The 24,841-nt window shown below is 58.1% G+C and carries 19 protein-coding genes and 1 pseudogene; 8 read left to right on the top strand and 12 right to left on the bottom strand.

Going from position 1 to position 24,841, the window contains the following annotated elements:
• Positions 1–251: 251 nt before the first annotated feature.
• The 5 genes from HB393_RS24440 to HB393_RS24420 all read right to left on the bottom strand — a co-directional run bounded on the left by HB393_RS24440 (position 252) and on the right by HB393_RS24420 (position 11,216).
• Complete coding sequence (locus tag HB393_RS24440; protein ID WP_213807844.1) at positions 252–881, bottom strand: CGNR zinc finger domain-containing protein; 630 nt, start codon at positions 879–881, stop codon at positions 252–254.
• Between the two features lie 832 nt (positions 882–1,713).
• The gene (locus HB393_RS24435) at positions 1,714–2,913 is read right to left on the bottom strand and encodes a TIGR03118 family protein (protein ID WP_213807843.1); all 1,200 of its coding nucleotides are present in this window, start codon (positions 2,911–2,913) and stop codon (positions 1,714–1,716) included.
• Between the two features lie 290 nt (positions 2,914–3,203).
• Entirely contained in the window at positions 3,204–4,184 is a 981-nt protein-coding gene (locus HB393_RS24430; protein WP_213807842.1) for a rhodanese-like domain-containing protein, read from the bottom strand.
• Between the two features lie 62 nt (positions 4,185–4,246).
• On the bottom strand, positions 4,247–7,618 hold the full coding sequence (locus HB393_RS24425) for a carboxypeptidase-like regulatory domain-containing protein (RefSeq protein WP_345945425.1): 3,372 nt from the start codon (positions 7,616–7,618) through the stop codon (positions 4,247–4,249).
• 295 nt (positions 7,619–7,913) lie between these two features.
• Complete coding sequence (locus HB393_RS24420; protein ID WP_255551588.1) at positions 7,914–11,216, bottom strand: carboxypeptidase regulatory-like domain-containing protein; 3,303 nt, start codon at positions 11,214–11,216, stop codon at positions 7,914–7,916.
• Positions 11,217–11,514: 298 nt separating this feature from the next.
• On the opposite strand from HB393_RS24420, the gene obgE reads away from it, so the two are divergent.
• Positions 11,515–12,651, top strand: coding sequence for a GTPase ObgE (obgE, locus tag HB393_RS24415; RefSeq protein WP_213807839.1), 1,137 nt, complete (start codon positions 11,515–11,517; stop codon positions 12,649–12,651).
• 74 nt (positions 12,652–12,725) lie between these two features.
• Complete coding sequence (locus tag HB393_RS24410) at positions 12,726–13,673, top strand: PfkB family carbohydrate kinase (RefSeq protein WP_213807838.1); 948 nt, start codon at positions 12,726–12,728, stop codon at positions 13,671–13,673.
• An 88-nt stretch (positions 13,674–13,761) separates the two neighbouring features.
• Here HB393_RS24410 and HB393_RS24405 read toward each other — a convergent pair whose 3' ends face one another.
• Positions 13,762–14,979: a cytochrome P450 gene (locus HB393_RS24405; RefSeq protein WP_213807837.1), complete on the bottom strand. Its 1,218-nt coding sequence runs from the start codon at positions 14,977–14,979 to the stop codon at positions 13,762–13,764.
• Positions 14,980–15,385: 406 nt separating this feature from the next.
• The gene (locus HB393_RS24400) at positions 15,386–15,556 is read right to left on the bottom strand and encodes a hypothetical protein (RefSeq protein WP_213807836.1); all 171 of its coding nucleotides are present in this window, start codon (positions 15,554–15,556) and stop codon (positions 15,386–15,388) included.
• Positions 15,557–15,685: 129 nt separating this feature from the next.
• On the opposite strand from HB393_RS24400, the gene HB393_RS24395 reads away from it, so the two are divergent.
• The 5 genes from HB393_RS24395 to HB393_RS24375 all read left to right on the top strand — a co-directional run bounded on the left by HB393_RS24395 (position 15,686) and on the right by HB393_RS24375 (position 20,192).
• Positions 15,686–16,624 carry an AraC family transcriptional regulator gene (locus HB393_RS24395; protein ID WP_213807835.1) on the top strand — a complete coding sequence of 313 codons (939 nt, stop codon included), beginning with the start codon at positions 15,686–15,688 and terminating at the stop codon, positions 16,622–16,624.
• A 57-nt stretch (positions 16,625–16,681) separates the two neighbouring features.
• Positions 16,682–17,743: a nucleoside hydrolase gene (locus tag HB393_RS24390; protein ID WP_255551585.1), complete on the top strand. Its 1,062-nt coding sequence runs from the start codon at positions 16,682–16,684 to the stop codon at positions 17,741–17,743.
• 108 nt (positions 17,744–17,851) lie between these two features.
• Positions 17,852–18,655 carry an NIPSNAP family protein gene (locus HB393_RS24385; RefSeq protein WP_213807833.1) on the top strand — a complete coding sequence of 268 codons (804 nt, stop codon included), beginning with the start codon at positions 17,852–17,854 and terminating at the stop codon, positions 18,653–18,655.
• A 23-nt stretch (positions 18,656–18,678) separates the two neighbouring features.
• The gene (locus HB393_RS24380; RefSeq protein WP_213807832.1) at positions 18,679–19,590 is read left to right on the top strand and encodes a D-hexose-6-phosphate mutarotase; all 912 of its coding nucleotides are present in this window, start codon (positions 18,679–18,681) and stop codon (positions 19,588–19,590) included.
• Positions 19,488–20,192: a Maf family protein gene (locus HB393_RS24375; RefSeq protein WP_345945423.1), complete on the top strand. Its 705-nt coding sequence runs from the start codon at positions 19,488–19,490 to the stop codon at positions 20,190–20,192. Before HB393_RS24380 ends, HB393_RS24375 begins: the two co-directional genes overlap by 103 nt.
• 18 nt (positions 20,193–20,210) lie before the next feature.
• Here the strand turns inward: HB393_RS24375 and HB393_RS24370 are convergent, their stop codons facing one another.
• The 3 genes and pseudogenes from HB393_RS24370 to HB393_RS25730 all read right to left on the bottom strand — a co-directional run.
• A complete protein-coding gene (locus HB393_RS24370) occupies positions 20,211–21,392 on the bottom strand; it encodes an acyl-CoA dehydrogenase family protein (protein WP_213807831.1) in 1,182 nt (393 codons plus the stop codon).
• A gap of 143 nt (positions 21,393–21,535) precedes the next feature.
• On the bottom strand, positions 21,536–22,345 hold the full coding sequence (locus HB393_RS24365; protein WP_345945422.1) for a LysR substrate-binding domain-containing protein: 810 nt from the start codon (positions 22,343–22,345) through the stop codon (positions 21,536–21,538).
• Between the two features lie 6 nt (positions 22,346–22,351).
• A pseudogene (locus tag HB393_RS25730) lies at positions 22,352–22,453 on the bottom strand (LysR family transcriptional regulator); the annotation flags it as partial.
• Positions 22,454–22,610: 157 nt separating this feature from the next.
• Between HB393_RS25730 and HB393_RS24360 the strand changes: the two are divergent.
• Entirely contained in the window at positions 22,611–23,318 is a 708-nt protein-coding gene (locus HB393_RS24360; protein ID WP_213807830.1) for an alpha/beta hydrolase, read from the top strand.
• Between the two features lie 245 nt (positions 23,319–23,563).
• Here HB393_RS24360 and HB393_RS24355 read toward each other — a convergent pair whose 3' ends face one another.
• Both HB393_RS24355 and HB393_RS24350 read right to left on the bottom strand, forming a co-directional pair.
• Entirely contained in the window at positions 23,564–24,133 is a 570-nt protein-coding gene (locus HB393_RS24355; RefSeq protein WP_213807829.1) for a Swt1 family HEPN domain-containing protein, read from the bottom strand.
• Positions 24,130–24,765 carry a DUF5343 domain-containing protein gene (locus tag HB393_RS24350; protein WP_213807828.1) on the bottom strand — a complete coding sequence of 212 codons (636 nt, stop codon included), beginning with the start codon at positions 24,763–24,765 and terminating at the stop codon, positions 24,130–24,132. The genes HB393_RS24355 and HB393_RS24350 overlap by 4 nt, the downstream gene beginning before the upstream one ends.
• Positions 24,766–24,841 lie beyond the last annotated feature (76 nt).

The raw sequence follows: 24,841 nt of genomic DNA, 5'->3' as shown, positions 1-24,841 counted from the left end.
GCCCGCCGAATCGGTTTGTCAGTTGCTTCGCCTGAGCACCGCTAGAACCGAGCACCATTGTCACCAACGGAGGGAGGTCCGGTTGGGATAGGGGCCAATGCACCTAAGAATGGAGGGAGTGTCCTTCGTGTGCGTTGTGAGGCTCAACGCTCCTCTGAGCGATCGAGGAGGAGCGGAGCGTTCTTATACGCTTGTTCAGTGACTTCTGCTGACTCTTGACTTGCCCGTCTCTAGGAAGTCGAGCTCTTGGATCATTGCGTAAGCCCAGCGGTCGTTTCTTCGCGCTTAGCCTGTTTTGCACGGTAAGCAGCCACTCGCATCCGCGTGCCGCACGCTTCTTCAATGCAGTAGCGGCGTGCACGGCCGTTCGTACGGTCAAGGAACCAGAGACCGCAGCCCGTTCCTTCGCATTGACGGATCAACTCAAAATTACCGTTGGCGAGCAAGTCTGAGATTGCCTCTGCTGTGGGAGCAAGGAACTGCTCGGCGGAGTTGGCAAAGTATGCACGGTTCACTTCGATCGCCTTCTTTTGCTGACGCATCTCGAGATGGCTTTCGGATCTAGCGAGGAACCCATTCAAAGCTGTCAGGTCAACACGCTTGCCTGATTTCTTCTGCTGCACCGCTTCCAGTGCTATAGAACGCAGGGCTTTGGCAGTTCGAAGCAAAGCCCCAATCGCAAGCTCTTTCCTGAGGTTCGGTTCGGGAATCTCCATCTTGCGCATCCACGAGTGGACGTCCTTATCGCTCAAAAGATGCTCCACCGGAACACCGGCGTCGTTGCGTAACGTATTGATGAAGCTAACCGCCGCGTGACCTGCGACAAGGTCGACATCCACAGGTGGGGGCGCTTCCTTTTGCTTCTGTCCGTGGCTACTCATGATTCGTCAGCCATCCTTCCTGAGAGATTCGATTCTTGTCCGGATGCGACGATTCGGACGACCGCTCTGGTGAATCGCTGCCGCGCTGATATTTGAGAAGGCATGACGACTCCGTTTGCCTGCTGGGCCAGGAACGGCAGTCCATCCTCGGCAAATCGCGACACAAATTTGCTGCAACGTCCATGTATTCCCTTATTCTCCGGAAAGAATTGCAGGCAAACAAGGGTCAGATATGACTCGCAACTGCCCCAAAAAACATAGACTTAGCGGAAAGTCATACAACGCAGTTTTACCTGAATGGGCGTCAAGGGGCAACGAAAGACAAGCCTTTACGTTCAAAAAGGCCACATCAAAGGCGTGACCACTCTGTCGAAGATGGGTGCAGCGAACGACGGCTCTATCGCCGTTGTCTTGCCTTTGTTTTTTAATTCCGCAAAATCCCAGCAAAATAGCATGTCAAGCCCCAAAAACTACTTAACCAGAACCAAATCAACAACATCCAAGTGGCACTTTAGTTTGGGTAACCCCGCTAAAATAGAAGTAGAGATCAAAAGAAAAGCCCCTTGGCCAACAGGCAAGGGGCTTTTCTCATGGCCAAAAGGCCGGAAAGGAGTCAAAGCAACCCGTAACTCAAGCTGGCTGAAGGATTTGGACACAACCCGCTTGGAATCAATATTTTGGCGGCACCAGGCCCTCGCAAGCCTAAGCATCCAAACCACTTATTCCCAGAAATACCCCTCGGGGGGTGGGGGGACCGACGGCAGCCCTCAACCAACAAAGAGGCATCCACACAAACGCGCGGATGCCTCTCTGGTTTGGAGGATGACGCCGGCTACTGGTCGTTGCCCTGAACGAAGTCCGTCGATACCGGCTTCAGGTATCCGAAGAGACCCGCCGTACCGCCGTTAGGACCAGCGCTGAAGAACATCTCTGCTCCCGGTGCACCTGCAGGATCGTAGGGACCAGGCTGCGGGCTTCCTGCATTGCCGAAGGTGATGTCCCAGAGTCCGTTGATAGCGATCGGAGCACCGGAGGCATCTTTCAGCAAGCCGTCGAAGTGTCCGGTGGTCGGGTTGTACTCAGCGATGAAGCCCGCCGACTGAGTGGTGCCGCCGGCAGCGAACTGACCGATGAGGAGTTCGTGGCTGGCGCTACCAAACTCCAGCGGTGCCAGGGCTACGCCCCAGGGAGCGTTCAGTTGGTCGCCATTGTCGAGGCGCTGTAGGAGTTGACCGGCCGAGCTGTAAATATCGACATAGCCAAGGCCAGGGCCAGGAATGGACTTGACCGAGCCCGCGTCATGCATGGCATAGGTAACGACGATGTTCTGGCCAATGGCCTGCACATTAAAAGGAGCGAAGTTAGTAGGGATATTCAAGTCGACGAAAGATCCATTCCCGGCAGTAATGGGATGACCCCCATCGAGGTGAACGATGTGGAAGGAGTTGTCGTAAACGTCGACGCGGCCAAGAGCGAAGTTCGCCGCATACAGAAAGCGTGTGCCTTCGACGAAGGAGCTGGTGAGTCCGGTGTAGCCGGAACCATCCTTGGTGGTCACAACTGTAACGGCATGGGTGGAGGGTGCTGCTGCGCCGGCAGCGAGGGCAACCGTGGCGTTCCATCCGGCAATCGTTCCGTCGAGGGTCGAGAAGAGGAACTCTGCCGGTTTGCCGTTCGATAGGATGAAGTCCTGATTGCTGTTGAAGTCGACGTCGTTAAAGATCGTTCCTGTAGGCGAGCCGATCTTCGTCTTCTCGTTATTAGGATTTGCTGGAATGGTAACTGTAAGCGCGGCCTTTATACCGGCTCCGGCGTAGAGTGTGCTGACGCCTGTCTTATTGTCTGAAATCCACCAGTTGCCGGTTGGGCCGCGAGAGATTCCCCACGCGTTTACCAGCTCTGGATCAGTGGTGGGAGCAACCCCAGACGTGTTCGATACGAGATTCACTTGTGTGTAATTCTGTCCAAAGGCAACGGCTCCAAAAGATAGAGCCAACGCTGTGCTACCTGCAACTCGAATTAAGTTCTTCATGTACTTCAGATCTCCATACTGCTCTGCTGGTAAGGTCCGCTTCGCATGGCGCTCTCGGCCGACGAGATGTCAGCAAAAGGCGCGGAATCCAATCACGCGGGAGTTGGTGCTAGGAATCCAAAAGATCCGCTTTCGCTGATCTCCGGTGTAAAGACAATAAAAAACGACGAGTATTCCGCGCCGGCAAAAAAATCCAATCGGCATGAAATTCCATCTTTTCTTTGTTGCAATCGTCCTAATCACCTAAGCAGACGATAAGAACATTTGTCAGAAGATAAGAACGTTGCACCCTAATCGAATCGAGGCAGATGCTGCACATCGCCAGCGGGAACCAGCTCCACCGCACCGCCAGCCTTCACCCAGGCCTTCATTCCACCCTTGATCACACGAGTCTGGCAGTTCTCCTGTTGCAGCATATGAGCTACGCGCACGCTCGTCGTATCCCGGATGCAACTGCAATACAGATAGATCTCACACTCCGGAGCCATGAACTCCCGCAGCGCCGCAAGCTCCTCCTTCAGCCGATGCGGCTCCACTCGGATCGAGTTCTTGATCCGTTGCATTCCCGGATCATAGTATCCATGGCTCCGCACATCCGCGATGATCATCAGCCGCTCCGGATCAGCCACCTGCAGCCGCTCATGCAGACTCGCCGCAGTAATCCGCTCGATCAGCCGGTAACGCCGCGCCCGCAGCGTGAACACCAGCAACGCGATCCCATACCCCGCTACCAGTACCACCACCGCCTTCAGCAGATAGTTCTGGGCCGACTCCATCGCCCAAGCAATCTCCCGCAGAAATCCGCTGAACACCCAACCCACCCCCAGCCACACCGAACAATAAAGCAAGTCCCCCAACGCCGCCATCCGCAGAAACCGGCCGAACCGCATATTCAAACTCCCAGCCAGCGGAGCGGCCATCGTCCCCAGCCCCGGAACGAACTTCGCGAACACCAGAGTCCCCGGCCCTCTGCGGTAAAAATATCCGGCCGATCCAAAGATGCACTGCTCTGGATTCATCGAAAGCCGACACATTCCAGCCAGCAGCCACCAGCCTGTATATCGACCGCCAAGATACAGCAAAGTATCTCCCACCAGCGAAGCACCCCAGACCAGCGGCAGCAAGACCTCCATCCGCAGTCCTTGATGGCTCGCAGCGCCGCCCGCGAGCAGAGCGATCGAGACTGGCAGCGGAATCCCCACCGCAGCCAGAAAGACCACGATCACCGTCACCAGATACCCGTGATGCGCCACTAACTCAATCAGGCCCATGGACCACCATTCTCCCTGCGGGATGCTAGCCCATAGGATACAGAGAATATAGACCCGACAAACTAGAACTCCACTCGCAACCCCAACTGAACCTGCCGCTCCCGAGCCTGATCCGTTCCCGCCGCCGTCGCCACACCAAACGGCCTCACATTCAGTCCCTCCGCAGCCACCGCCGCGGCATCCTGAAACACCAGCGGAGTTACTCCACTCACCTCATCTCCCACCAGAAACGCCCGCTCCGACACCGCCGAAGTATTCACCCGATTCCCCAGATTGAACACCTCCACCATTCCTCTTACCCAAACACGATCCCTCACCCGAACCCCGCGACTGACCCTCACATCCAGGTTCACCGTATCCGGCAGCCGCAGCGTATTCCTCCCCACCGTAGGCAGATACACTGCTCCTCCCGCCCCATTCACACTCTCCCTCCCACCACTCAACCGACTCCCACCAAAGATGTCATAGCTATAAGGCCTCCCACTCTCCTCTAGAAACACCGGAGCAACACTCCAACCACCCGCCACCTCCCTCAACCACCTCTGCACCCCAGCTACCCGCGGCTCCCACACCATGCTTCCCGCTATTCGATGCGAATGATTGAAAGAAGAAAGCCCTTTGTCATACCGCACATCGAACGGATCGAACTGCCCATTCGTCCTCGGCACCGCGCCTCCGCTCTGCCCAAAATCGATCGCCTTCGCCCAGGTCCAGGCCACGCGAAACTCCACTCCCTTGCGGCTCCTCCTTCGCGCCTCCAACACCATCGCGTTGTAACTCCCGTTGGCATTCGAGACGATATCCGTCACTGGCCCATAACTCGTACTTACCCGCTGCGTATACACAGGCACCTGAAACGTAGTGCCATCCCGCAGACCTCGCATTCCCGTCCCGCCACTGACCTGGAACATCTTCATCCCAGTCGATGGCGCAATGTTGATGTCCACAGAATCCGCCAACTGCCGATCAAGGTTCATCAGATACGTAGCACTCAAAGTCACGCCCCTACCGAAGCCGCGCTCCAACGCGAAACTTCCCTGCTGCACCGCCGGCAGTTGGAACCGCCGGTCGAACACCATCGCCGACGTCGTCGTCGCCACTCCAGCCGGAGGAGCCGTCACATAAGTACACTCATATCCGAAGCCCTGGTTCGCCACCTGTGGACAGCTTGTAACCGTACCGGGAGCAATCCTTACATGCATCGTCGAGCTCGCCCTGGCCGTATCCACCAAGGCACTCCGAATCGTCGCCCCCGCCAACCGCCCGAAGTACTGCCCATACCCGACACGGACCGTGCCACGCCCCGTTCCCAGCGGCTCCCAACCTATCCCCAGCCTTAACCCAAGATTGTTCCGGTCCTCTGGAAACACACTCGTAGCGCCCACCGCGCCAAAGGTGGCATCCAAAGCTCCATTCGGCTGCTGTGGAAACGGCAGTAACTCATACTCATACCGTAGGCCCGCCTTCACGCTGAAGTTTCGGCCAATACGCCAACTATCTTCTACAAACCCCGCCCACTCCTGCGTATCGAATGCCACCGCTTGCTGCCCGAAGCTTTGCGTAAAGGACCGGAAGCAAAAATCATGCACCGTCGCATTGATCGACGGGCACGCGCCATTCGGATACGCATGCACATTGAACGTGAAGTCCGTAATCCAGTCCACCAACCCGCCAGCCTTCCCCCGAGTCACTCCACTGTCGTAGTTGAACGTACCCTCCACATTGTTCAGCGCCGAAACCTCGTCCCGCACCGCATCGAACTCCCCACCCACCTGCACCAGATGTCTTCCTCGTGCCCACGTCAGCAGTTCGCTCGCCCCCATGCGACGTTCATTCGGATAAGCCCTCCGGCCCAGCGAAGCCGGGGTACCAAAGATCAGACCCTGCGGCCCAATCGACACCTGTGGCGTCAAACCATCCGGCCCGATCGCCGGCTCCTGCGGAAGCGGAGCCTGCGTAGTCTCGAACTGTAGTTCCCTTCCGAAGTGCACCCGCACCTCGTTGTTGACATGTGCACTCGACGCCCACATCCATCGGCCCATCAAATCATCTACGCTGCCATGGCTGCTCCCGAGGCTGGCCCTCGCCCGGTCCACCACCGCACCTCCCCGCGCTCCCGCCGGAGCATTCATCCGGGCCCGGTTGTACTCGAGACTAAATTTATGACCGCTCCACGGCTGCCAGTCCAGCTTGCCAAAGTTCACGTCCTGATCCTGCCGCCGCGACACCGTCCCCGTCAGGCTACTCAGATAATTCAACGCCGCATCTACCTTCGTCGCCGTGACCCCTCTGTTCCCCAACAGGGCCCTCTGCGTCGGCGTAAGCCTGTAGAACTCCGGATCCTGCGGCGAAGACACCGCCGGATCTTTCCGGCGTTGCACATCTAATGTGTAAAAGTAGAACAATCGGTCCCTCACCGCGGCCCCACCCACACTTGCACCAAACTGCTGCCGCATATCACGCGGCTTCACCACTCCGCTCGCCACCAACCCATTCGTATAGCTGGTCGCAACGGAGAACGGATTCGCCGCCGCCCAGGCACTATCCCGCGCCAGATAGAACACCGCTCCATGGAGGACATTCGTCCCACCCTTCGACACCGTATGGATCATGCCTCCCGCACCATGTCCGTAGAGAGCCGAGTAGTTCTGCACGCTCGTTCGAAACTCCCGCACCGCCTCCTGGGAGAACGTATACGCCGTACCCACCCGCCGCCCCGTGCCCACTCCAAACGCCCTCCCCCGGCCCGCGGCGCTACTGAACCCCGCCTCGAGTTCATCCTCCGTCCCGACAGCCTCTCCGCCCGAACCCCGGGGCACCGCGCCAAAGCTCTGATCGTTGCTCACACCATCGACCATCGTGCTGTTCTGCGTCGCCGGCAACCCGCGAAAGCTCAGCAGACCGTCTCCTGAAGTATCCTCACTCGCCACGCCACCCAACAGCGCAAACGACTGCCATCGTCTGCCGCTCACCGGCAACCTCTCCAACTCGCCGCGCCCACCTGAGCGGGCCACAGTTGCTAGACCCGCTGCAACCCCATCCTCCAGCCCCTCATCCTCAACCTCAGCTCCCACACTCACCGCAACCCCAACCCCGATCACCCGCAGCCGCCCCACTACCTCGGCCACGCCACCCACTTCAACCGTTACCCTTCCCATCGCCATCCTCTGAAACCCTGCCGCCTCCACCCAGACCTCATACTCGCCCGGCGACACGCGCCCCAGGACGAACTCTCCCTCACTCCCCGTTACCGCGCGCAACTCTCCCGCCTGCATTCCGGTCCGCGCACCCGGAGACACCCCGGTTACCCTGATCGATGCACCCACAACACCAGCGCCACTCGAGTCATACACATTGCCGCGGATCGCTCCATCCACCGCCGTCTGCGCCCTCGCACACACAGCACTACACACCGCCAGAAAACCCAGCAGCACGACCCGGCAAAACATCCTCCACGAACTCGCGCGCAGCTCTGCGCAGACCCGCCATACCAACAACTCTCCACCCACCGCAAGCTCCGTGTAATAAGGCGATCAGGGAAGTACACGCACCCTCATAAACTGCGCAAACAGACCACTGAAGCTCGGTCTGCAAAAGAATTATGAGAGAGGCAGCCACAGACTATCAAACCAATTGCAAACGCAACGACTCAACGAGACCAAGAATCTCGTTTCTTTAAAAAGAAAGGCGGTAGCCGAAGCCACCGCCCTCCCAAATTGAGACATACGACTAGAACTGCAACCGCACCGCGAGTTGAACCTGTCGCGGAGCAAATTGGAAATTGCTCGAGTTAGTGGACGTAACAGCTCCGAACTGCGAAACCGCCGGATTTGCGGTAGCCGTGTTGAAGGTCAGCGTGTTGCTGGTAGGCGTCGTGCCGATCGTGTAGCCCAGTGTATTCACTGCGGTTACATTCTGGTGGTTGACGAGATTGAAGCTCTCACCATAAAGCTCCAGCTTAGCCCGCTCCGTAATCGAGAAACGCTTGGATATCCGCAGATCGAGGACGTTCGTCTTCGGCTGAGCAAACCCATTCCGCGCAATACCTGGAACCCGGAAGGTACCATTCGAGCCGTTGATACCTCCGCCAATTCCATTCACAAGCGGCTGACCCGCACCGCCAAATCCGTTCGAGAGCGTTCCAGTTGTGGTCATGCTGTAGGGAAGGCCGCTCTGCAAAGCGTAGCTGGGCGACACTTCGAAATCGTTCAGCAGATACTTCAGCGGACCGTGGAAGTTCCATGGCGACGTAACCACAGAGTTGATGACAAAACGGTTGGGTACGTTCTGGTTGGAGTTGCCATACTCTGCGCGGAGGTTCTGCGGATCGAGCAGATTGTTCGCAGAAGTCGCAGTTTGATTGTTCTCACCGTAATCGAGAGCATGAGACCATGTGTAGTTCGCATTGAAGGAGAAGTGGTTCGAGAACCGATGATTAAGCTGCCCGACCAATCCCTCATAGTTCGAATTGACGCCACTGAAGATGTCCGTCAGAGAACCAAACGCACAGTTCGGACGTTGACTGGTACAGGGGGAGCTAGTCGTGTTTGCAAGCTTATTGTAGAACTTGGAAGTCAGAACCGAACCATTTACAAAGGGCCCTTTGCCGGAAGTATCCACCATGGTGTAATTGACCGTCGTCGGTGTAGGCAGGTTGAGATCGGTGAAGTTCGCAAGCCTGCGGCCGTACGAGCCCATCCAGGTAACGCTCATCACCGTGTTATGGCTAAGATCCTGCTCCACGGTAAGATCCGCCTGATGAATCTCAGGCGCCTTGAAGTTCGAATCGAAGAAGACAACATTCGGTGCACCGGCTAGCGCTCCCGCAGTTGTAATGACGCGGGGGAAGGACGGAGCGCCGGTAGAAGTCGGAGTGTAAGAGACCGTATATTGTCCCGCAGCTAGTCCTGTATTGATCAGTGAGTTGTAGATCGTGCCATTCAGGATGCGCGCGAAGAACTCGCCATAGCCACCCCGTACGATCGTCTTGCCGCTTCCAAATACGTCATAGGCAAAGCCCACGCGTGGGCCAATGTTGCTCTTATTGCTGGGATGATTGCCGGTCGCCGGAACGGCGGGATTGACCAGGTTCGCAAAGGGTGTCGGAAGTTGCTCATACTCGTAACGCAGACCGAACGTAACGCTGAGACGCTTCGATAACTTCCAGTTATCCTCCGCAAAGAAGGCGTAGTCCCCGGTCTGGAACTCCAGGCCCGCCGCGCCGAAACCTTGTACAAACGTCCCGTAGTTCTTTGCCGCCGCCACCGTTGCCGGATTCTGCGCAAGATAGAAATCTGAGAAGTAGTTCGTCAGCGTGGAGTAGTTGTAGACGCCGAAACCGGAGAAGAGATTGTTGATCAAGTCGTTGGTGTGGACGTAATCGACACCGAACTTGATGTTGTGTCTTCCATGAGCGTAGTTCGCCGTATCTGCAACCTGCCAGCGGCGTTCATCCGGAAGTGCAGCCCGGTTGAGGAAGTTAGGAGTGCCGAAGGTAAAGACATTGGTGATCGAGACGCTCGGAGGTGCGCTAAGAGGATTTGTGTAAGCACCACCCGTCGATGACATCAGGTTTGCCTGTTCGTATGGAGTCGGAGTCTGACCGAATTCGAACTCGAAGTCACGTCCGTACTGATACCGAATCTCATTGCTGATGTTGCTCGTAACTGCCGTCTGCAGTCGGGCGATCAGGAACGAGACACGCACATCGTCGTTGCCAAAGCTACTAACGCCATTTGTACTCGTCAAGCCCGTCTGAACACCGGCCGGCGAGGTCCAGCGCAGGCGATTGAACTCAAAAGAGGCGCGATTGCGTGAGTTGATCTGCCAATCGATCTTCGGAAAGAAGATCGTCTGCAGACCCTTGCGGGGCACGGTGCCAAGCATCGAGTTCAGGCCGGCAATACCATCGATATAATTCTGCGCAGCAATGCTGTAGGTGGGGCGAGCGAGCCGCGTCTGCAGCGTGCAGGCGGCGGTATCGATGGTGCTGGGAGCAGCCGCGCCAGTGGTGACACCGCATACCTTGCCCGCGGGCAACGTTGTATCCGGAAGGGTGAAGAGATTCGCCGGGACGATGGGAACAGCTACAGCAGGAAAGTTGTGATCGAAACGATCGCCCGCGAAGAAGAAGAACACCTTGTCCTTCCAGATCGGACCGCCGATAGCTCCGCCATACTGCTTGCGCTTGTCGGTCGGTTTGACGTGCGTCGGGACGAAGGCGCCCGAAGCGTTCTGCTGGTTGATCAGCGCAAAGTTGTTGAAGGCGCCCCACTCGGCATCGCGGTCGTTGAAATAAAGCTCGCCGTGGAACTGGTTACCGCCACTCTTGGTAACCGAGTTGACCACGCCACCTGCCGACCGGCCAAACTCGGTCGAGTAGTTTGAGGTGTTGACCTGAAACTCCTGAATGGAGGCCTTCGCGGTCGAGTAGCCGGCGCGCGTACGGCCGCGCTCCTCGGAGAAGTAAGCCTGATTGTCATCCGCGCCATCGATCGTAATGTTGTTCAGCAGGATGCTCTGACCGCGAAAGCTCAGTTGTCCGAATCCGCTGGCGTCCACCACCACGCCGGGTGTGAGCGCTGCATACGCGGACCAGCGGTAGTTACTCACCGGAAGGTCCTGCAGAATACGCTGCGGAATTACATTCGCCAGATCTGGCGAAGTCGTATTGAGCTGCGGGGCCTCGCCTGAGACCTCGACCGTCTCGGAGTTGCTTCCGACGGTCAACTTCGGGGAGATATCCGTCAACAGACCCACCTGCACAGTAGCGGCGTTCGACTGGTACCTCTGAAATCCAGCAGCCGTGATCGTCACCGTGAACGTCGAGGGCTGCAGGTGAATGATCCGAAAGAAACCGGAGGAGTCCGTCGTAGCCGTCTGCTCCGCGTTCGTCGTATTCGAGCGAACCACCACCGTCGCTCCCGAAACAGAGGAGCCCGACGGGTCTACCACCGTGCCGCCGATCGCTCCATCCGTGGCCGACTGGCCGTGGCTAAAAATACTACCGCCCATGAGCAGAACTGCACCCATGGCACATCTCATCGCTACCTTGAACATTTTTGGGTCTCCTAAAAAGTATTACCGTGGCCCGCTTAATGCGTGCGCGGTCTATCCGCGTCGCCCACTTCCCTAACTGGGATTTGTCTCAGAATCGCATACCGCCATAAACAGACGGTTAATTGCTATAGAAGTCTTGATCTGCCTAGACTTAGCCCGCCTGCTCCACCTTGGAACCGCTCGAATTCCTAAGAATTGGCTCCGGTGCGCGGCACAGCTTGTTGTGTGTCCGGCCAGTGTAACCCCCACCTAGTACACTGGCTATTGAAATATGTTTATCGATGAAGCAAGAATCCGAATCAAGGCTGGCGACGGCGGCAACGGCTGTATGGCCTTCCGCCGTGAAAAGTTCGTTCCCAAGGGCGGCCCCTCCGGCGGCGACGGAGGCCACGGCGGCGACATCCTCATGTCCTCCTCCCTCTCCCATAACACCCTGGTCCACTTCCGCTTCAACCCGGAGCACAAGGCCCAGCGCGGCGGTCATGGTCTAGGCTCCAACTGCTCCGGCTACGCTGGCGAGTCGACCACCCTCAAAGTCCCCATCGGCACCCTCCTCTACGACGACCTCACCGGCGAGCTCATCCACGACTTCACCCGTCCCAACGACACCATCGTCATCGCTCGCGGCGGACGTGGCGGACGAGGCAACCAGCACTTCGCCACCAGCACCCACCAGGCCCCGCGCGAGCACGAGCTGGGCCGCGCCGGAGAAGAGCGCGCCTACCGCCTCGAGCTCCGTCTCCTCGCCGACGCCGGTCTCGTCGGCTACCCCAACGTCGGCAAATCCACGCTCATCTCCCGGCTCTCGGCCGCCAAACCGAAGATCGCGAACTACGCCTTCACCACCCTCGAGCCCAACCTCGGCGTCGTCTCCGTCGGAGACTGGCCGCACGAGCGCTCCTTCACCGTCGCCGACCTCCCTGGCCTCATCGAGGGAGCTCACCTCGGCGCCGGCCTCGGCATCCAGTTCCTCAAGCACATCGAGCGCACCAGCGTCATCGTCCATCTGGTCGACGTGTCCGACTCTCCCGCTCCCAGCGAGCACAACGACCGCACAGACCCCGTCCAGGACTTCAAACTCATCACCGAAGAGCTCAAATCCTTCGATCCCGCCCTCGCCGCCAAGCCGACCTTACTCGTCGCCGCCAAGGCCGACGTCGCCAACCCCGACAAGCTCAAAAAGCTCATCGCCATGGCCAAGCGCCGCAAGATCCAGATCTTCCCCATCTCCGCCGTCACCGGCGAAGGCATCGAGCCTCTGAAGTACGCCATCGCCGAACTCGTCGAGCAACACCGCCCCATCCCCATGGAGCCCGAAATTGGCGCTCCGGATCTCTCAGACAAGCCCATCAAGCTAAAACCCAACTATCCTCCACCCGCTAACTCCGCGAGAGGCCGCTCCCGCTAAATTACGTCCATCAGTACCACGCGGACTGTCGCCCATCGCGTACCAACCCGCCTCAATCCATTTACAGTTAAATCATGGCGAATCCGTCAAAGGTTGACCTCGTCGGCGTAGGGCTCAATGCCACCGACACCGTAATCCCGCTCCTCGAGTTTCCCGCCCGTGGCTCCAAGGTCGAGTACCGCACCGCGAACGTGCTCCCCGGCGGACAGGTAGCCACCACTGTTGTCGCCTGCCAAAACTGGGGCCTCAAGACTCGTTACGTCGGGAAACTAGGCGACGACGTCGCTGCGACCCTGCACCGCGAAGCCTTCGCCCACGCTGGGGTCGAGGCTCAGATCACCACCGTCTCCGGCGGAGCCAGCGCCCAGTCTCTCATTCTCGTCGACGGCGGCGGGGAACGAACGGTCCTCTGCCGGCGCGACGAGCGCCTCATCCTTCAGCCTACGGATCTCAAGCGGGAGTGGATCGAGAACGCCCGCGCCCTCCACGTCGACGGCTACGACACCGCCGCCGCCACGGTAGCCGCCCGATGGGCTCGCGAAGCCGGCATCCCCGTCATCGCCGATCTCGACGAGCTCTACCCCGGCGTGGACGACCTGCTTGAAAACATCGACTACCTGATCGTCAGCCGCGACTTCCCTTCACGTCTGATGGCCGAGCCCGATATGGAAAAAGCCCTCCAGCAGATGCAGCGGCGCTACGGCTGTCTCCTCACCGCAGCGACCCTCGGGCCTGACGGCGTCGTCGCATGGGATGGCAAGGAGTTCCATTTCAACCCTGCGTATCGAGTTCCTGCCGTGGATACCACCGGCGCGGGGGACATCTTCCACGCCGGCTTCATCTACGGGCTACTACAGGGCTGGCCACTCGACCGCCAACTCGACTTCGCCTGTGCCGCAGCCGCGTTGAACTGCACCGCTGTGGGCGCGCGTGGCGGCATTCAATCCGTGGAAGCCATAGAAGACATGATGACCGCCGGCGTTCGGTACCAAGCCGCTCACTACGTGCGAACTGTTAGTTAGTCGAGTAGCTACAACTTATCGACTTATCTGACAGAAAGATCCGCCTGAGTTGTTGACTCTATTTACAGATGCACTTATAGCTTATGAGCTAGCCTCTTACACTGATAGGTAGCGACTTCAAGACTCGCAGCCAATAGATGGGGTGATATTCAAAGTGATCTATCTCAAGCTTTATTCTGGGCATTCGTTGCAGCAATGCCGATAACACCGTCTGCGCTTGCATTCTGGCAAGGGCGGCGCCAAGGCAGGTGTGCATCCCATATCCGAAAGCGATCGAAGAGACGTTGCTTCGGGTAATATCGAGGTTGTCTGGATCTACAAATTGTGCGGGGTCGTGATTCGCCGCTCCTATCCCCAACCGCACATCACTTCCCTTCGGAAAGACATGGCCATCCATTTCGATGTCCTCTGTTGTTATTCTTGCGACCCATAAGACGGGACTTATAAACCGCAATAACTCTTCTACGGCGGAAGGAAGTAACTCCGGCGCGGTAATTAGCATCTCCCATTGATCTCGATGTTGCAATAAGTGGCCTAGAGATCCACTTAGCAAGTTAGTCGTAGTTTCGCGCCCGGATATAAGTAGAAATACACAAAGCACCACAATATCGGCATCGGACATCTGCTCTAGTTGGCAATCGGGGTTGGCGAGTGCGGAGATCAGATCTTCTTTTGGTTCGTGACGCCGCAGACGTATCAAATGCATGAGGGCTGCTTCGGTTCGTTTGATCTTCTCGGCGATCTGCTCTAATGCCTGAACGTCCGCCTTATGCACCGCGCTTGGAAATGTCCAAAGCAGATCTGCAGTTTCGCGAACAGCATCGTATTGCTCCGGCGGCACTCCAAGAAGATCGAAGATGACAGAGGAAGGCAACGGGTGAGCAACTTGTGTGACGAAGTCGCACGAACCTACACGTTCCACGTCGTCGAGTAGAAGGTTGACTCGCGATTCGATAGAAGTCTTTAGTACTCCCAATACCAGCGGCATAAATCCCTTCATCACTGCCTGCCGCTGCGAGGTGTGAGCAGGGGGATCCGAAGCTTGTATATGTCTTTGGTAAAAACGCTGTCCGAGCTCAAAGCTGGCTCTTACACTTTGGGGAAGTTCCTGTGCCCGTCGATCCATGGCGACGGCGCTTGAAGAGGAGTATTGACGCGGCGATTGTAAGACAGATTTCACATCGTGATACCGAGTCAACATCCAAAACGAGTACTTCTCGCTCCAGTAGATAGGTCTCTGTTCTCTTAACCTCTTGTAGAGATCGAAGGGGTTCTGCAGATTTTCTGGTGCTAAGTGATCAAACATTTCGGTCCTTATTACTCGGCAGATTGGTCGGACTTAGTTCAAGGAAGCGTTACGACTTTTGGGCGCAGCAATAGTGCGATCGTCCATGCCCAGCTAAGGAAGCCAGCGCACCGGAAGACAGGGAGTACCGTTGCGGCTCTGTTATGAGCGGCAGCGGATCGAATTCGCCATTGGCGTGATTCGACTGATTAACGTGCAGATGTGGGGTTTATTCCTGACGTGTTACTTCGAAGAGGATCGTTCGTAAGTCATCGATGTGTAGAAAGATATTGGCCGAAGCTAGGGAGGGCTTTCTCTGGACTGTAGAAAAATGTGGATCTTTCATGTGTGCAGTCGCGGGCGCCACCCGCACCATCGACTGCCGACACACTTCACAAGACTCGAAGGGTAAGTCTAGGCCGACTTATTACTGAGCCAGCCGGGAGACCACAAAGAGAAAGATCGCTGCCACACCTACGACCGTACCTATAAGTCCGCTCGCGATGAAGATGGTCGCTGTACGTTTGTTCTCCGGGGTGGGTGGCGTGATTCCGACCGTAATGATGAAGCCATCCACGATTCCTTGTATAAGTCCCATGTCCGTATCCTCTCTTTATAGAGATAATCGACGCTTGAGCATCCCACTTGTCCGATGTTGCTGCCACCGGTTGCTTCTTGCGCCTTTATGATTGAGGAGATTCGCCGAGTCTTGAGAAAGGAGTTGGAGATGGCCGAGACGTTCGACCGCTTGACCGGAACCGTTGCGGCTCAAGAGGCTGCTATGTCGAAGCGCGTCTCAGTCCTGGTCGGCAACCGCTCCGTACCGCTCCTCCCCGGAAGCCCTGTCACCGACAGCTCCCGCTCTCCCTGGAACGGCTTGAACCTGGAGAGGCACAGCCTCGAAGCCGTCGAGATTCCCGTCCATGAGCACCCCACGCTCTGCCTGCACTTGCAGACCAGTGGTCCGGTCGAGATGGATTGGGACTCCTCCGGGCGAAGCGGCCACGTCCGCTCCGGCGCCGGAGACCTCATCCTGCTCGCTCCCGGCACAAAAGACAGCCTCCTCTGGTACGGTCCATCGCAGCGAATCGTGGTCTCCGTCGCGCCTGCGCTGCTGGGACAGGCCTCCAGCCAGCTTGGGCTCAAGACCCACTACGACTTCGAGAACAACTGGTCCTTCCAGGACGAGCAGCTCCGCCTTCTGCTCACCGAGATGGACCGCGAGATGAGCTCCGGCTGGCCGATGGGCTCTCTCTATGGCGACCTGCTCTCCATGTCCCTCTCCATCGCGCTCGTAAAAAAATACAATCACCTCGCGACGATTCCGGCTCCCATCAAAGGCGGTCTCTCCCGCCCGAACCTTCGTATCGTCCTCGCCTATATCGAAGAGAATCTTGAGCAGGATATCCGCCTCGAAGAGCTGGCCTCCCTCTCCGGTCTGAGCCTCTTCCACTTCGCCCGCTCCTTTCGCGAAAGCCTCGGCCAGACTCCACATCAATACATCGTGCAGATGCGAGTCGAGCGAGCCAAGGCCCTCCTCTCCCGCCCGGAATGGAACATCGAGCAGATCGCCAACGCCGTCGGACTCGCCAGCGCTGGCCGTTTTGCAAAGGTCTTTCGAGCGGCGACCGGCGTCACCCCATCCCAGTGGCGTAAAAATAGCTGAAAACCTGTCGGCTGCTACTCTGTCAGATCTATGGTGAAAACTTGGGCATGGTGCATCTTGTCTCTATGCGCGGGGCTGACGCTCGCCTCGGCGCAGTCGAAGCGGCTGGTGATTATGGATCAGGATGGATCGGGTCCAGGCGGCTCGAACCAGATGGCGATGATGGTGTTGCTGCAGTCGCCGCAGGTACAGGTGTTGGGACTCACAATGGTCAGCGGCGACGCGTGGGAGCCTGAGGAGGTTCAACATACCCTGCGAATGCTGGAGCTCATCCATCGCAGCGACGTCCCGGTGGTTCCAGGAGCGGTATTTCCGCTGCTGCATACGGAGCGGGACGCAAAGCTGGATCGGCAGCGGGAGGGAACGTCTCCCTGGTATGGAGCGTGGGGAGACGTGGCCGCTCATACCAGCAACCGGCCATACCATGCGGCGTCTGTGGTGCCTAAGTTGGTCGAGGGGGAACCATCCACAAAGCCTTCCTCGGAAGACGCCGCGCACTTTCTGGTTCGACAGGTGAGAGCGCATCCGCACGAGGTAACCATCTGTGCGGCAGGACCGCTGACGAATATCGCGCTGGCCATCTCCATCGATCCTGAGTTCGCGCAGCTGACCAAGGGCATCGTAATCATGGGCGGAAGCATGAAGCCCGAGACGGAGGATCCGGAGTTCGCGAGCAATCCGCGTCATGAGTTCAACTTCTGGTTCGATCCGGAGGCAGCGCACATCACACTGCGGGCGGACTGGCCGAGGGTCGATCTCACGACGGTGGATCTCTCGGTGAAGACGCACTTTACGCGGCAGATGCTGGATGAGATCTCTACCTCGCATCAACCGGCTGCTCAGTACCTCACCAGGTACACAGAAGAGCTGTACTACCTGTGGGATGAGCTGACTGCGGCTGCCTGGATCGAACCCAGCATCATCACGGCGGAGAAGTTGCTTTACGTCGATGTGGATGTAACACGCGGTCCATCGTATGGGAATACTCTGACCTGGAGCGCGGAGTTCCGCCCGGAATCGATTGGCGAGGTTCACCCGATCCATGTGCAGACGGATCTGGACGTAGCGAAGTTCAACCGAATGTTTGTGGAGGGGATGAAGGCTCCGCCGCAGAGGTGATTCGAGCGGAACTGAGACGTTTCATGTTGTCGTTCAAACGCTGTATGCTTCCTGTGCGATTCCAAATCCAATTTCAGTTACGGCGAGTCCGGCTCGCCGGGAGGCTTCATGGATAGAAGGAACTTTCTGGCGTCGTCGTTGGCAGCATCGGCGATGACTTTGGCAAGCGGCACAAGTGAGGCGGTTGGGCAGGCCTCGGGTGGGAAGGCGCGAGAGTACTACGAGCTTCGCAAGTACTATCTCCGCTCGGGTCCGCAAGGGAAGCTCACAGACACCTACGTGGGCGACGTGCTGATTCCGGCGTTGAACCGGATGGGCATTGCGCCGGTCGGAGCGTTCCGGCTCGAGTATGGTCCGGAGACGCCGACGCTGTATCTGCTGCTGCCCTGCTCCAACGTGGAGACGCTGGTGACCGCGGAGCTGAAGCTCGCGCAGGATGCAGCGTTCCTCAAGGCCGCGGAGCCGTTCTGGAACGCTCCTGCTATAACTCCGGCCTTTGTGCGGGCAGAGAGCTCACTGCACATCGCCTTCGAGGGCTGGCCGAAGCTGGTGCTTCCACCTGCGACGGCGACGAACGCGAAGCGCATCTTCCATCTGCGAACGTACGAGAGTCCCAGCAACTACGACCACGTTCGCAAGGTCGAGATGTTCCACAGCGGCGAGTTCGATATCTTCGCCAAGGCCGGAGCCAAACAGGTCTTCTACGGCGATACGTTGATCGGGACGCGAACGCCAAGTTTGACCTATATGCTCAGCTTCGCGGACATGAACGAGCTGAATACGGTTTGGGACGCATTTCGCGCCGCTCCGGAGTGGAAGAAGCTCGCCGCGTCGCCTCGGTTCAGCTTTGAAGCGATCGTCAGCGACGTCTCGAACCTGGTGTTGAGCCCGGCTCCTTACTCACAGATCTAACGCGCTATAGACTGAATGGAACTATGAATCTTGAAGAGCTAAATGCACACTTCGGCCTGGCAGGTGTCCTGGCGTTTCGCCAGGGCGCTGGAGGGCTGATCTACGCCGACATTACCGCTCCGGCGGCCAGCGCCAGGGTCTATCTGCAGGGCGCACACCTCGCGGCATGGCAGCCGAAGGACCAGATTCCGGTGATCTTCATGAGCCGGAAGAGCGACATGGAAGCGGGCAAGCCGATCCGCGGCGGTGTACCGATCGCGTTCCCGTGGTTCGCGGTGGACCAGAAGCAGGACCGGCTGGACGGCAAGCCTGGCCCCTCGCATGGCTTCGCGCGGCTGCAGGACTGGACCGTCGCGTTCGCCGCGCTGGCAGGCGAGGACCTGCACCTGACCATGACGCTGGGCCCGACGGAGATGAGCCGCAAGCTGGGCTTCGACCACTTCCGGCTGGCATTTCAGTTGGTTCTGGGCCGCACGTTGACGATGCGACTGATGGTGGCGAACGACGGCGACGAGCCGCTGGTCTTCGAAGAGGCGCTGCATACGTACTTTCACGTCGCGGACGTTCACGAGGTCAGTGTGAGTGGGCTCGAGCCTACTTCCTTCATCGATAAGACCGATGGAATGAAGGTGAAGCCAGGAGCGCACGCTCCGTTGACGTTCACCGGCTTCACGGACCGCGTCTACTCGAATACGGCGGCGACCTGCATAATTCATGACGCGCTGGCGAAACGGAGCATCACGATCGAGAAGGCGCACTCGAATACGACAGTGGTCTTCAACCCGTGGCGCGAGCTTCCCGATATGGGTCCGGACGAGTGGCACGAGATGCTGTGCGTCGAGACGGTGAACGCCGGCGTCAATGCCATCACGCTGGAGCCCGGCAAGACGCATACGATGGAGGCCTTGGTGAAGGTCGAAGCGGTGAAGAGCTGATGCTGATTCTTGCTTCTTCTTCCCCGCGGCGGCGCGAGCTGTTGACCCAGGCCGGACTGACCTTCACGGTCGAATCGGCGGACGTCGACGAGACGGTACAGCCAGGCGAGGCCGCCGCGCAGTATGTGCAGCGGCTGGCGATCGAGAAGGCCCAGGCAGTGTGGAACCGGCACAAAGACAAGGACGAATCCGCCGACCCAATTACGGTGCTGGGCGCGGATACGACAGTGCTGCTGGACGGCGAGATGCTCGGCAAGCCGGCGGATATCGCCGATGCGCGCCTGATGCTGGAGCTGCTCTCGGGCCGGACCCACCAGGTGCTGACAGGCGTCGCCGCGATCACCCGAAAAGCGACGGCGAGCGAGGTGGAGATCACCCAGGTCTACTTCGACCTCATCGGAGAGCGCGAACTGGTAAAGTACCTGGCCAGCGGCGAGCCTCTCGACAAGGCCGGAGCGTACGGAATCCAAGGCTACGCAGCGCGATGGATTCCGAAGATCGAAGGGTGCTTCTTCAACGTGGTCGGGCTGCCCATCTCGCGGACGCTGGCGGTGATGGCCAGGGCCCAGGAGGGCCCCGGCGATGTAGTGCCACCACTTTAGTCTGCTGCGACAGAACCCTCAGATCTGATTGGTTCCAGGATCGAATCCCAGCAGGATGCGGCCTGGAGTCACCATCAGGCGAGCCGCAAAGTTGATGTGCTGGCTGGCGGCGTAGACATCCCGAAGCTGCGCGGAGAACGGCTGGTCCTCCAGCACGGCCGTGCTGCCCGCAGCCGAGTACATCCTGCCTACAATCTCTTTTCCTGCCTCGCCGACGTTCCGGCAGGCCATGCGTAGCATCGCCTGCTGTTCGGCTGAGACAGGTCTGCCCGCGGAGACAGAGGCCCATAGAGAGCTGATCGCCTCCACCGCGAAGGCGCGGGCGGAGTGCAGCCGCGTCTTCGCCCATGCGACCTCGAGTTGAATAATCTCTTGCTCGCTCAGCGGGACCTGGCTGAAGAACGGGACCTTGGTTCCGGCCAGGGCGATCAGGGAGTCGATGGATGCGGACGCGATGCCCAGCGGAACCCCAATCACCATGATTGCAGCGGCGGACGTCATCGGCAGATCGTAGAGCGGACCTGGCTGCCGGTCCGGAACGTCCGGAGTCGTGGTGTAGTTGTCCGGCACGTATACATCTTTACAAACCACGTCGTTGCTGCCGCTGGAGCGGAGACCTCCGCCGTTCCAGTTATCCCCTACCTGCACCTGCTTGGCGGGAAGGAGGACAGCCCGCATCTTCGGCATACCCGATGGAGCAAACAAAGGTTCGCCGTTCTCGTGCTCGATGCACATTAAAACGAAGATGTCGCTGTACCGGCTGAAGCTCATCCAGGTCCAGCGTCCGCTGACCCGCCAGCCCTCGCCATCGCGGGTGATGGCTCCGCTGGGATGCCCGCTGCCGTTGAAGGCAAACGTGGACCCGGTGGGCAGCAACTTGCGCATCGTGCCGGCTGGGATCGCACCAGAGAATCGCGACGCTCCCGACGAGATCGAGGCACACCACGCCGTCGCTCCATCGAGCTTCGCCAGCGCTTCGATCGCCTCGACGAATCCCAGAGGATCGATCTCCGGGCCTCCCAAAGAACGCGGCATCCAGAGCTGCGTCAGCCCCGCGCGAATCAAGGCGTCCGCAATAGGTTGGGGAAGATCCGGACCCTTCGCCAGAGCCTCGCGGTTCTCATCGATTAAGGTCCCAAGTCCCTGTGCGGCTGCAACGAACTCTGACGCCTCAGCGGTGGTCTCGACTAACTCGTTCATTTGGGGTAGCTCCTCGCGTCTGGTGTCTTTATCGAAATGTCAAAAGACAAAACATATCGCTCGCAGCTTTATTCCTTTTTGCACCACCCCTTACCCCACTCCCGAAATTACAGCTTTTTACAATGAACAACTTAGGAGAGCCGTCACACCGAAGGACTACGACCGCCGCCCCTCACAGACCGGAGCGAGTCCTTTGGCTGAGGCGTGCAATCGACCAGCTCGTCCGCGCGAAGCAGGAATCTCTTCAGCAGCGGAGACATATTCGACTTATTACAGCCCATCACCAAATCGATCGTAGGAACCTCGCCGCGCAGCGGCCGCGCGACCACATCCGGGATCAGCGCGTTCAGCACATACAGCGGAAGCAGCGTGAACCCCCCAGTAGATACGACCAGCGACATCCCACCCGACAAGGTCTCCGCATCGCTGATCTGCTTCAACGTAAGCCCCGTCTTCGCCGCGTACTCATCAATCACCGTCTTGAGGACGGGCGCAGCTCGCGCCGTGCTGATGAAGTTCTCCAGGCAGAGGTCCTCAGGCCTCACTGATTTTTGCCGAACCAGCCGGTGCCGGCGAGGCAGAATAGCGACCAAAGGTTCCTTAACGAGGAACTTGAAAGCCAGGCCCGCGGTCCGTGTCTCCCGACGCAGCAAGGCCACGTCAATCTTGCCTTGCATCAGCGCCTCCGCCAGTTCAGGGGACGACTTGGTCGTGAGCGTGACCTCCACATCCGGCGCCTCCTCGCGCAAGATGCGCAGCGACTCAGAGAGCCAAATCACCTCCTGCCCCGGCAGAAAGCCAAGGACGAACCCTTGCTTGTCGGGCTGCTCCGTACCGCGCGCAGCCTCGCACGCCGTGTCGATCTGCATCAACACCAGCCGTGCATGATCGAGAAAAATTCGTCCCGCCGGAGTAAGCACAACGCCCCGAGCCCTCCGCTCCAAGAGCTTCACCCCGACCTCCACCTCGAGATCGCGTATCTGCCTGCTCAGAGATGGTTGCGCGGTATGCAGTCTCCGCTCCGCCGCGTGCGTGAGACTTCCTTCTTCGGCGACCGCGATGAATAACGTAAGTGACGAAGTTCCATAGTGTTCGAGCCATGCTTTTCAGGCATAGATTTATCACACAAAGTATTTGTTTGAGAAGCAAAAGCGGAGGAACGTATAGCGAACGGACATGCACTCCGGTGTTGTCCGAATTAAATCAAGGAGTATCGCTATGTCAACGCAAACAAAACCCAGCGTCGTCTTTTGTCACGGAATATGGGCCGACGGCTCGTGCTTCAACAAGGTGGTCCCGCCACTTCAGGCCGAAGGGTATGAGGTAATCGCAGTCCAATATGGCCTCGACACCAACGAGGCCGACGTCGCCATGGTAAAGGCTGCGCTCGGACGAGTAAGCAGCCCAGCCATTCTTATTGGGCATTCCTACGGCGGAAGCGTCATCACCGCCGCAGGAACCGACAACCGCGTCGCAGCGCTGGTCTACATCGCCGCCCTCGCTCCCGATGCCGACGAAACCTCGCAAGGGCAGTTGGACAAGTTCCCGCCCACCGGCGTCTTCTCGCACCTCGAAGTAGCCGACGGCAGAGTCTGGTTACGCCCCTCCGCGACCTCGTGCTTCGCTGGCGACCTTCCGGAGGAAGAGCAGAAGCTCCTTTGGGCAACACACTACGCCCCAGCCGCTGAGCTCTTCCACAAAAACGCTCCAGGCGTCGCGTGGAAGTCGAAGCCGAGCTGGTACGTCCTCGCGAACAAAGACCAGACGGTCCACCCAGAGCTGCAACGCTTCGTCGCCAAGCGCATGGGCGCCACAACGGTCGAGACCAACAGCAGCCACGTCCCAATGCTGTCGCAACCCAAGCTGGTACTCGACGTAATCCGCAAGGCCATCAAGGCAGTCCAGGAGAGCGCAACGCAGAGTTAGAATCCACAAGACTCTTAACTCCGGACAGACCGTCGCAAGGCGGTCTGTCGTCAAACGCAGCACACACTGCAGCGCGTTTAGCAGGGCTTATGGTGCCACCGATAGCCAGAAGGGCTCAGTAAGCGCATTGGCCTGATCTCGTCAATTGAGAGGGGCCACTTCGATTTCTTCCGAGAAGCCGACGTATGGGGAGCAAACGAAGTTGCTGACGAGAGCCCTGAGAATCGTTGCTGATCCATACGCGTCTATGGGGCGACCACTCGAAACCAGTCTCGCATCACCTGCTTGACGCGTTCATGCTCTTCCGGGGTAACCGTGCTCATGTGGCAGATGGTGTTTCGGGTGTGGACAATAAGTCGCGTCTGCTGTAGCAGACCTTTGTCACCGACGAGTGATTCAAAATGCTTCTTCCAATTGCTCGGATCATCCACGATGCTGATGAGTTGGCCGAGGGTGGTCATCGCAAGCTTACCTCGCGAATCAAGGTTCATCCATTTCTTCTTGTCTTCGGTCTCTTCAAGTTTTGAGACGTCGTCCCGGACGTTTTGCGGAACTGAGTCCCACCAGTTTTCCTTGTCGGCCTCCGAAAGAACTGTCAGAACGAAATCCCTTAGATAACTTTCGAAAACGAAGAACAATTTGAAGGTATTCGCTGCACCATCGGCCTCGCGACATTCGTCCGGCAATACTTCTGCAATGTTGAAGGTATCTGAGATCATTAGGGCTGAACGAGGCACAGTGCCGGGCAAAGTGAGTACACGCCGCTGTGCCGATCGGCCGATCATTAAGAAATTTGCGAGGTTGGCGGAGTTCATCCCAAAGACTTCCTCAATGCGTTGAAGATCGCCAAGTATGTTTCCTCTGTGCCGTTAGATGGGAGGTGAATCTCAATGTTGAATCTGAAGTCCGGGTTGAATCCCGACTGCCGAACATCAGGTTCCCGCCGGGCCGTTACAGTGAAATCCTCCCTTTGCTTTTCGACTTTCGGGGCGCTTTCCTCGGACGATTCATCAGCAGCGTGGACGTGGCTGAAATCGGCGGCTTTCACAAGTGCATTGAAAGTGTAAGCGATGAGCTTAGTCATCGCTTCATCGGCACCGCTGACCTGCGCAACAAGGCCCTTCAGTTGCTCATTTTGCAAAGAATACGCAGCCTCGTTTGCCTCAAAAAGCGGGGCGTAAGCTTTGCGAATACCTTCTGCAATAGCCGACCTTGCGGTCGCAGTGTTTTTCAAGCGGCTGTATTCGGCCGACGGCTTTCCCGCGTTATCAAGAAACCCAAGCTTCTTCAGAATCGATATAAGCTGGCGGTCATTTGATCCCTTTAGGCCAATAGTATCGGCCAAGAACTTCACTGTGAATGCATCGGGAATCTTCGCCTTCGCGATATTCTCAAACAGCGTAGGAACGTTCTTATTGGTAGCAAGATAAGGAAGGTCTTTCGCCACTCGGTTGCTCCGTTCAGGGTCGGTCAAATTCAGACGTTAAAGCGTTACCAATTCTATATTCAGTTCAGGTACCGAT

The sequence above is a fragment of the Granulicella sp. dw_53 genome (assembly GCF_018449545.1).
Taxonomy (GTDB): Bacteria; Acidobacteriota; Terriglobia; order Terriglobales; family Acidobacteriaceae; genus Edaphobacter.
The sequence above is the reverse complement of the archived record's forward strand: the minus strand, read 5'-3'. Positions and strand labels throughout refer to the sequence as shown.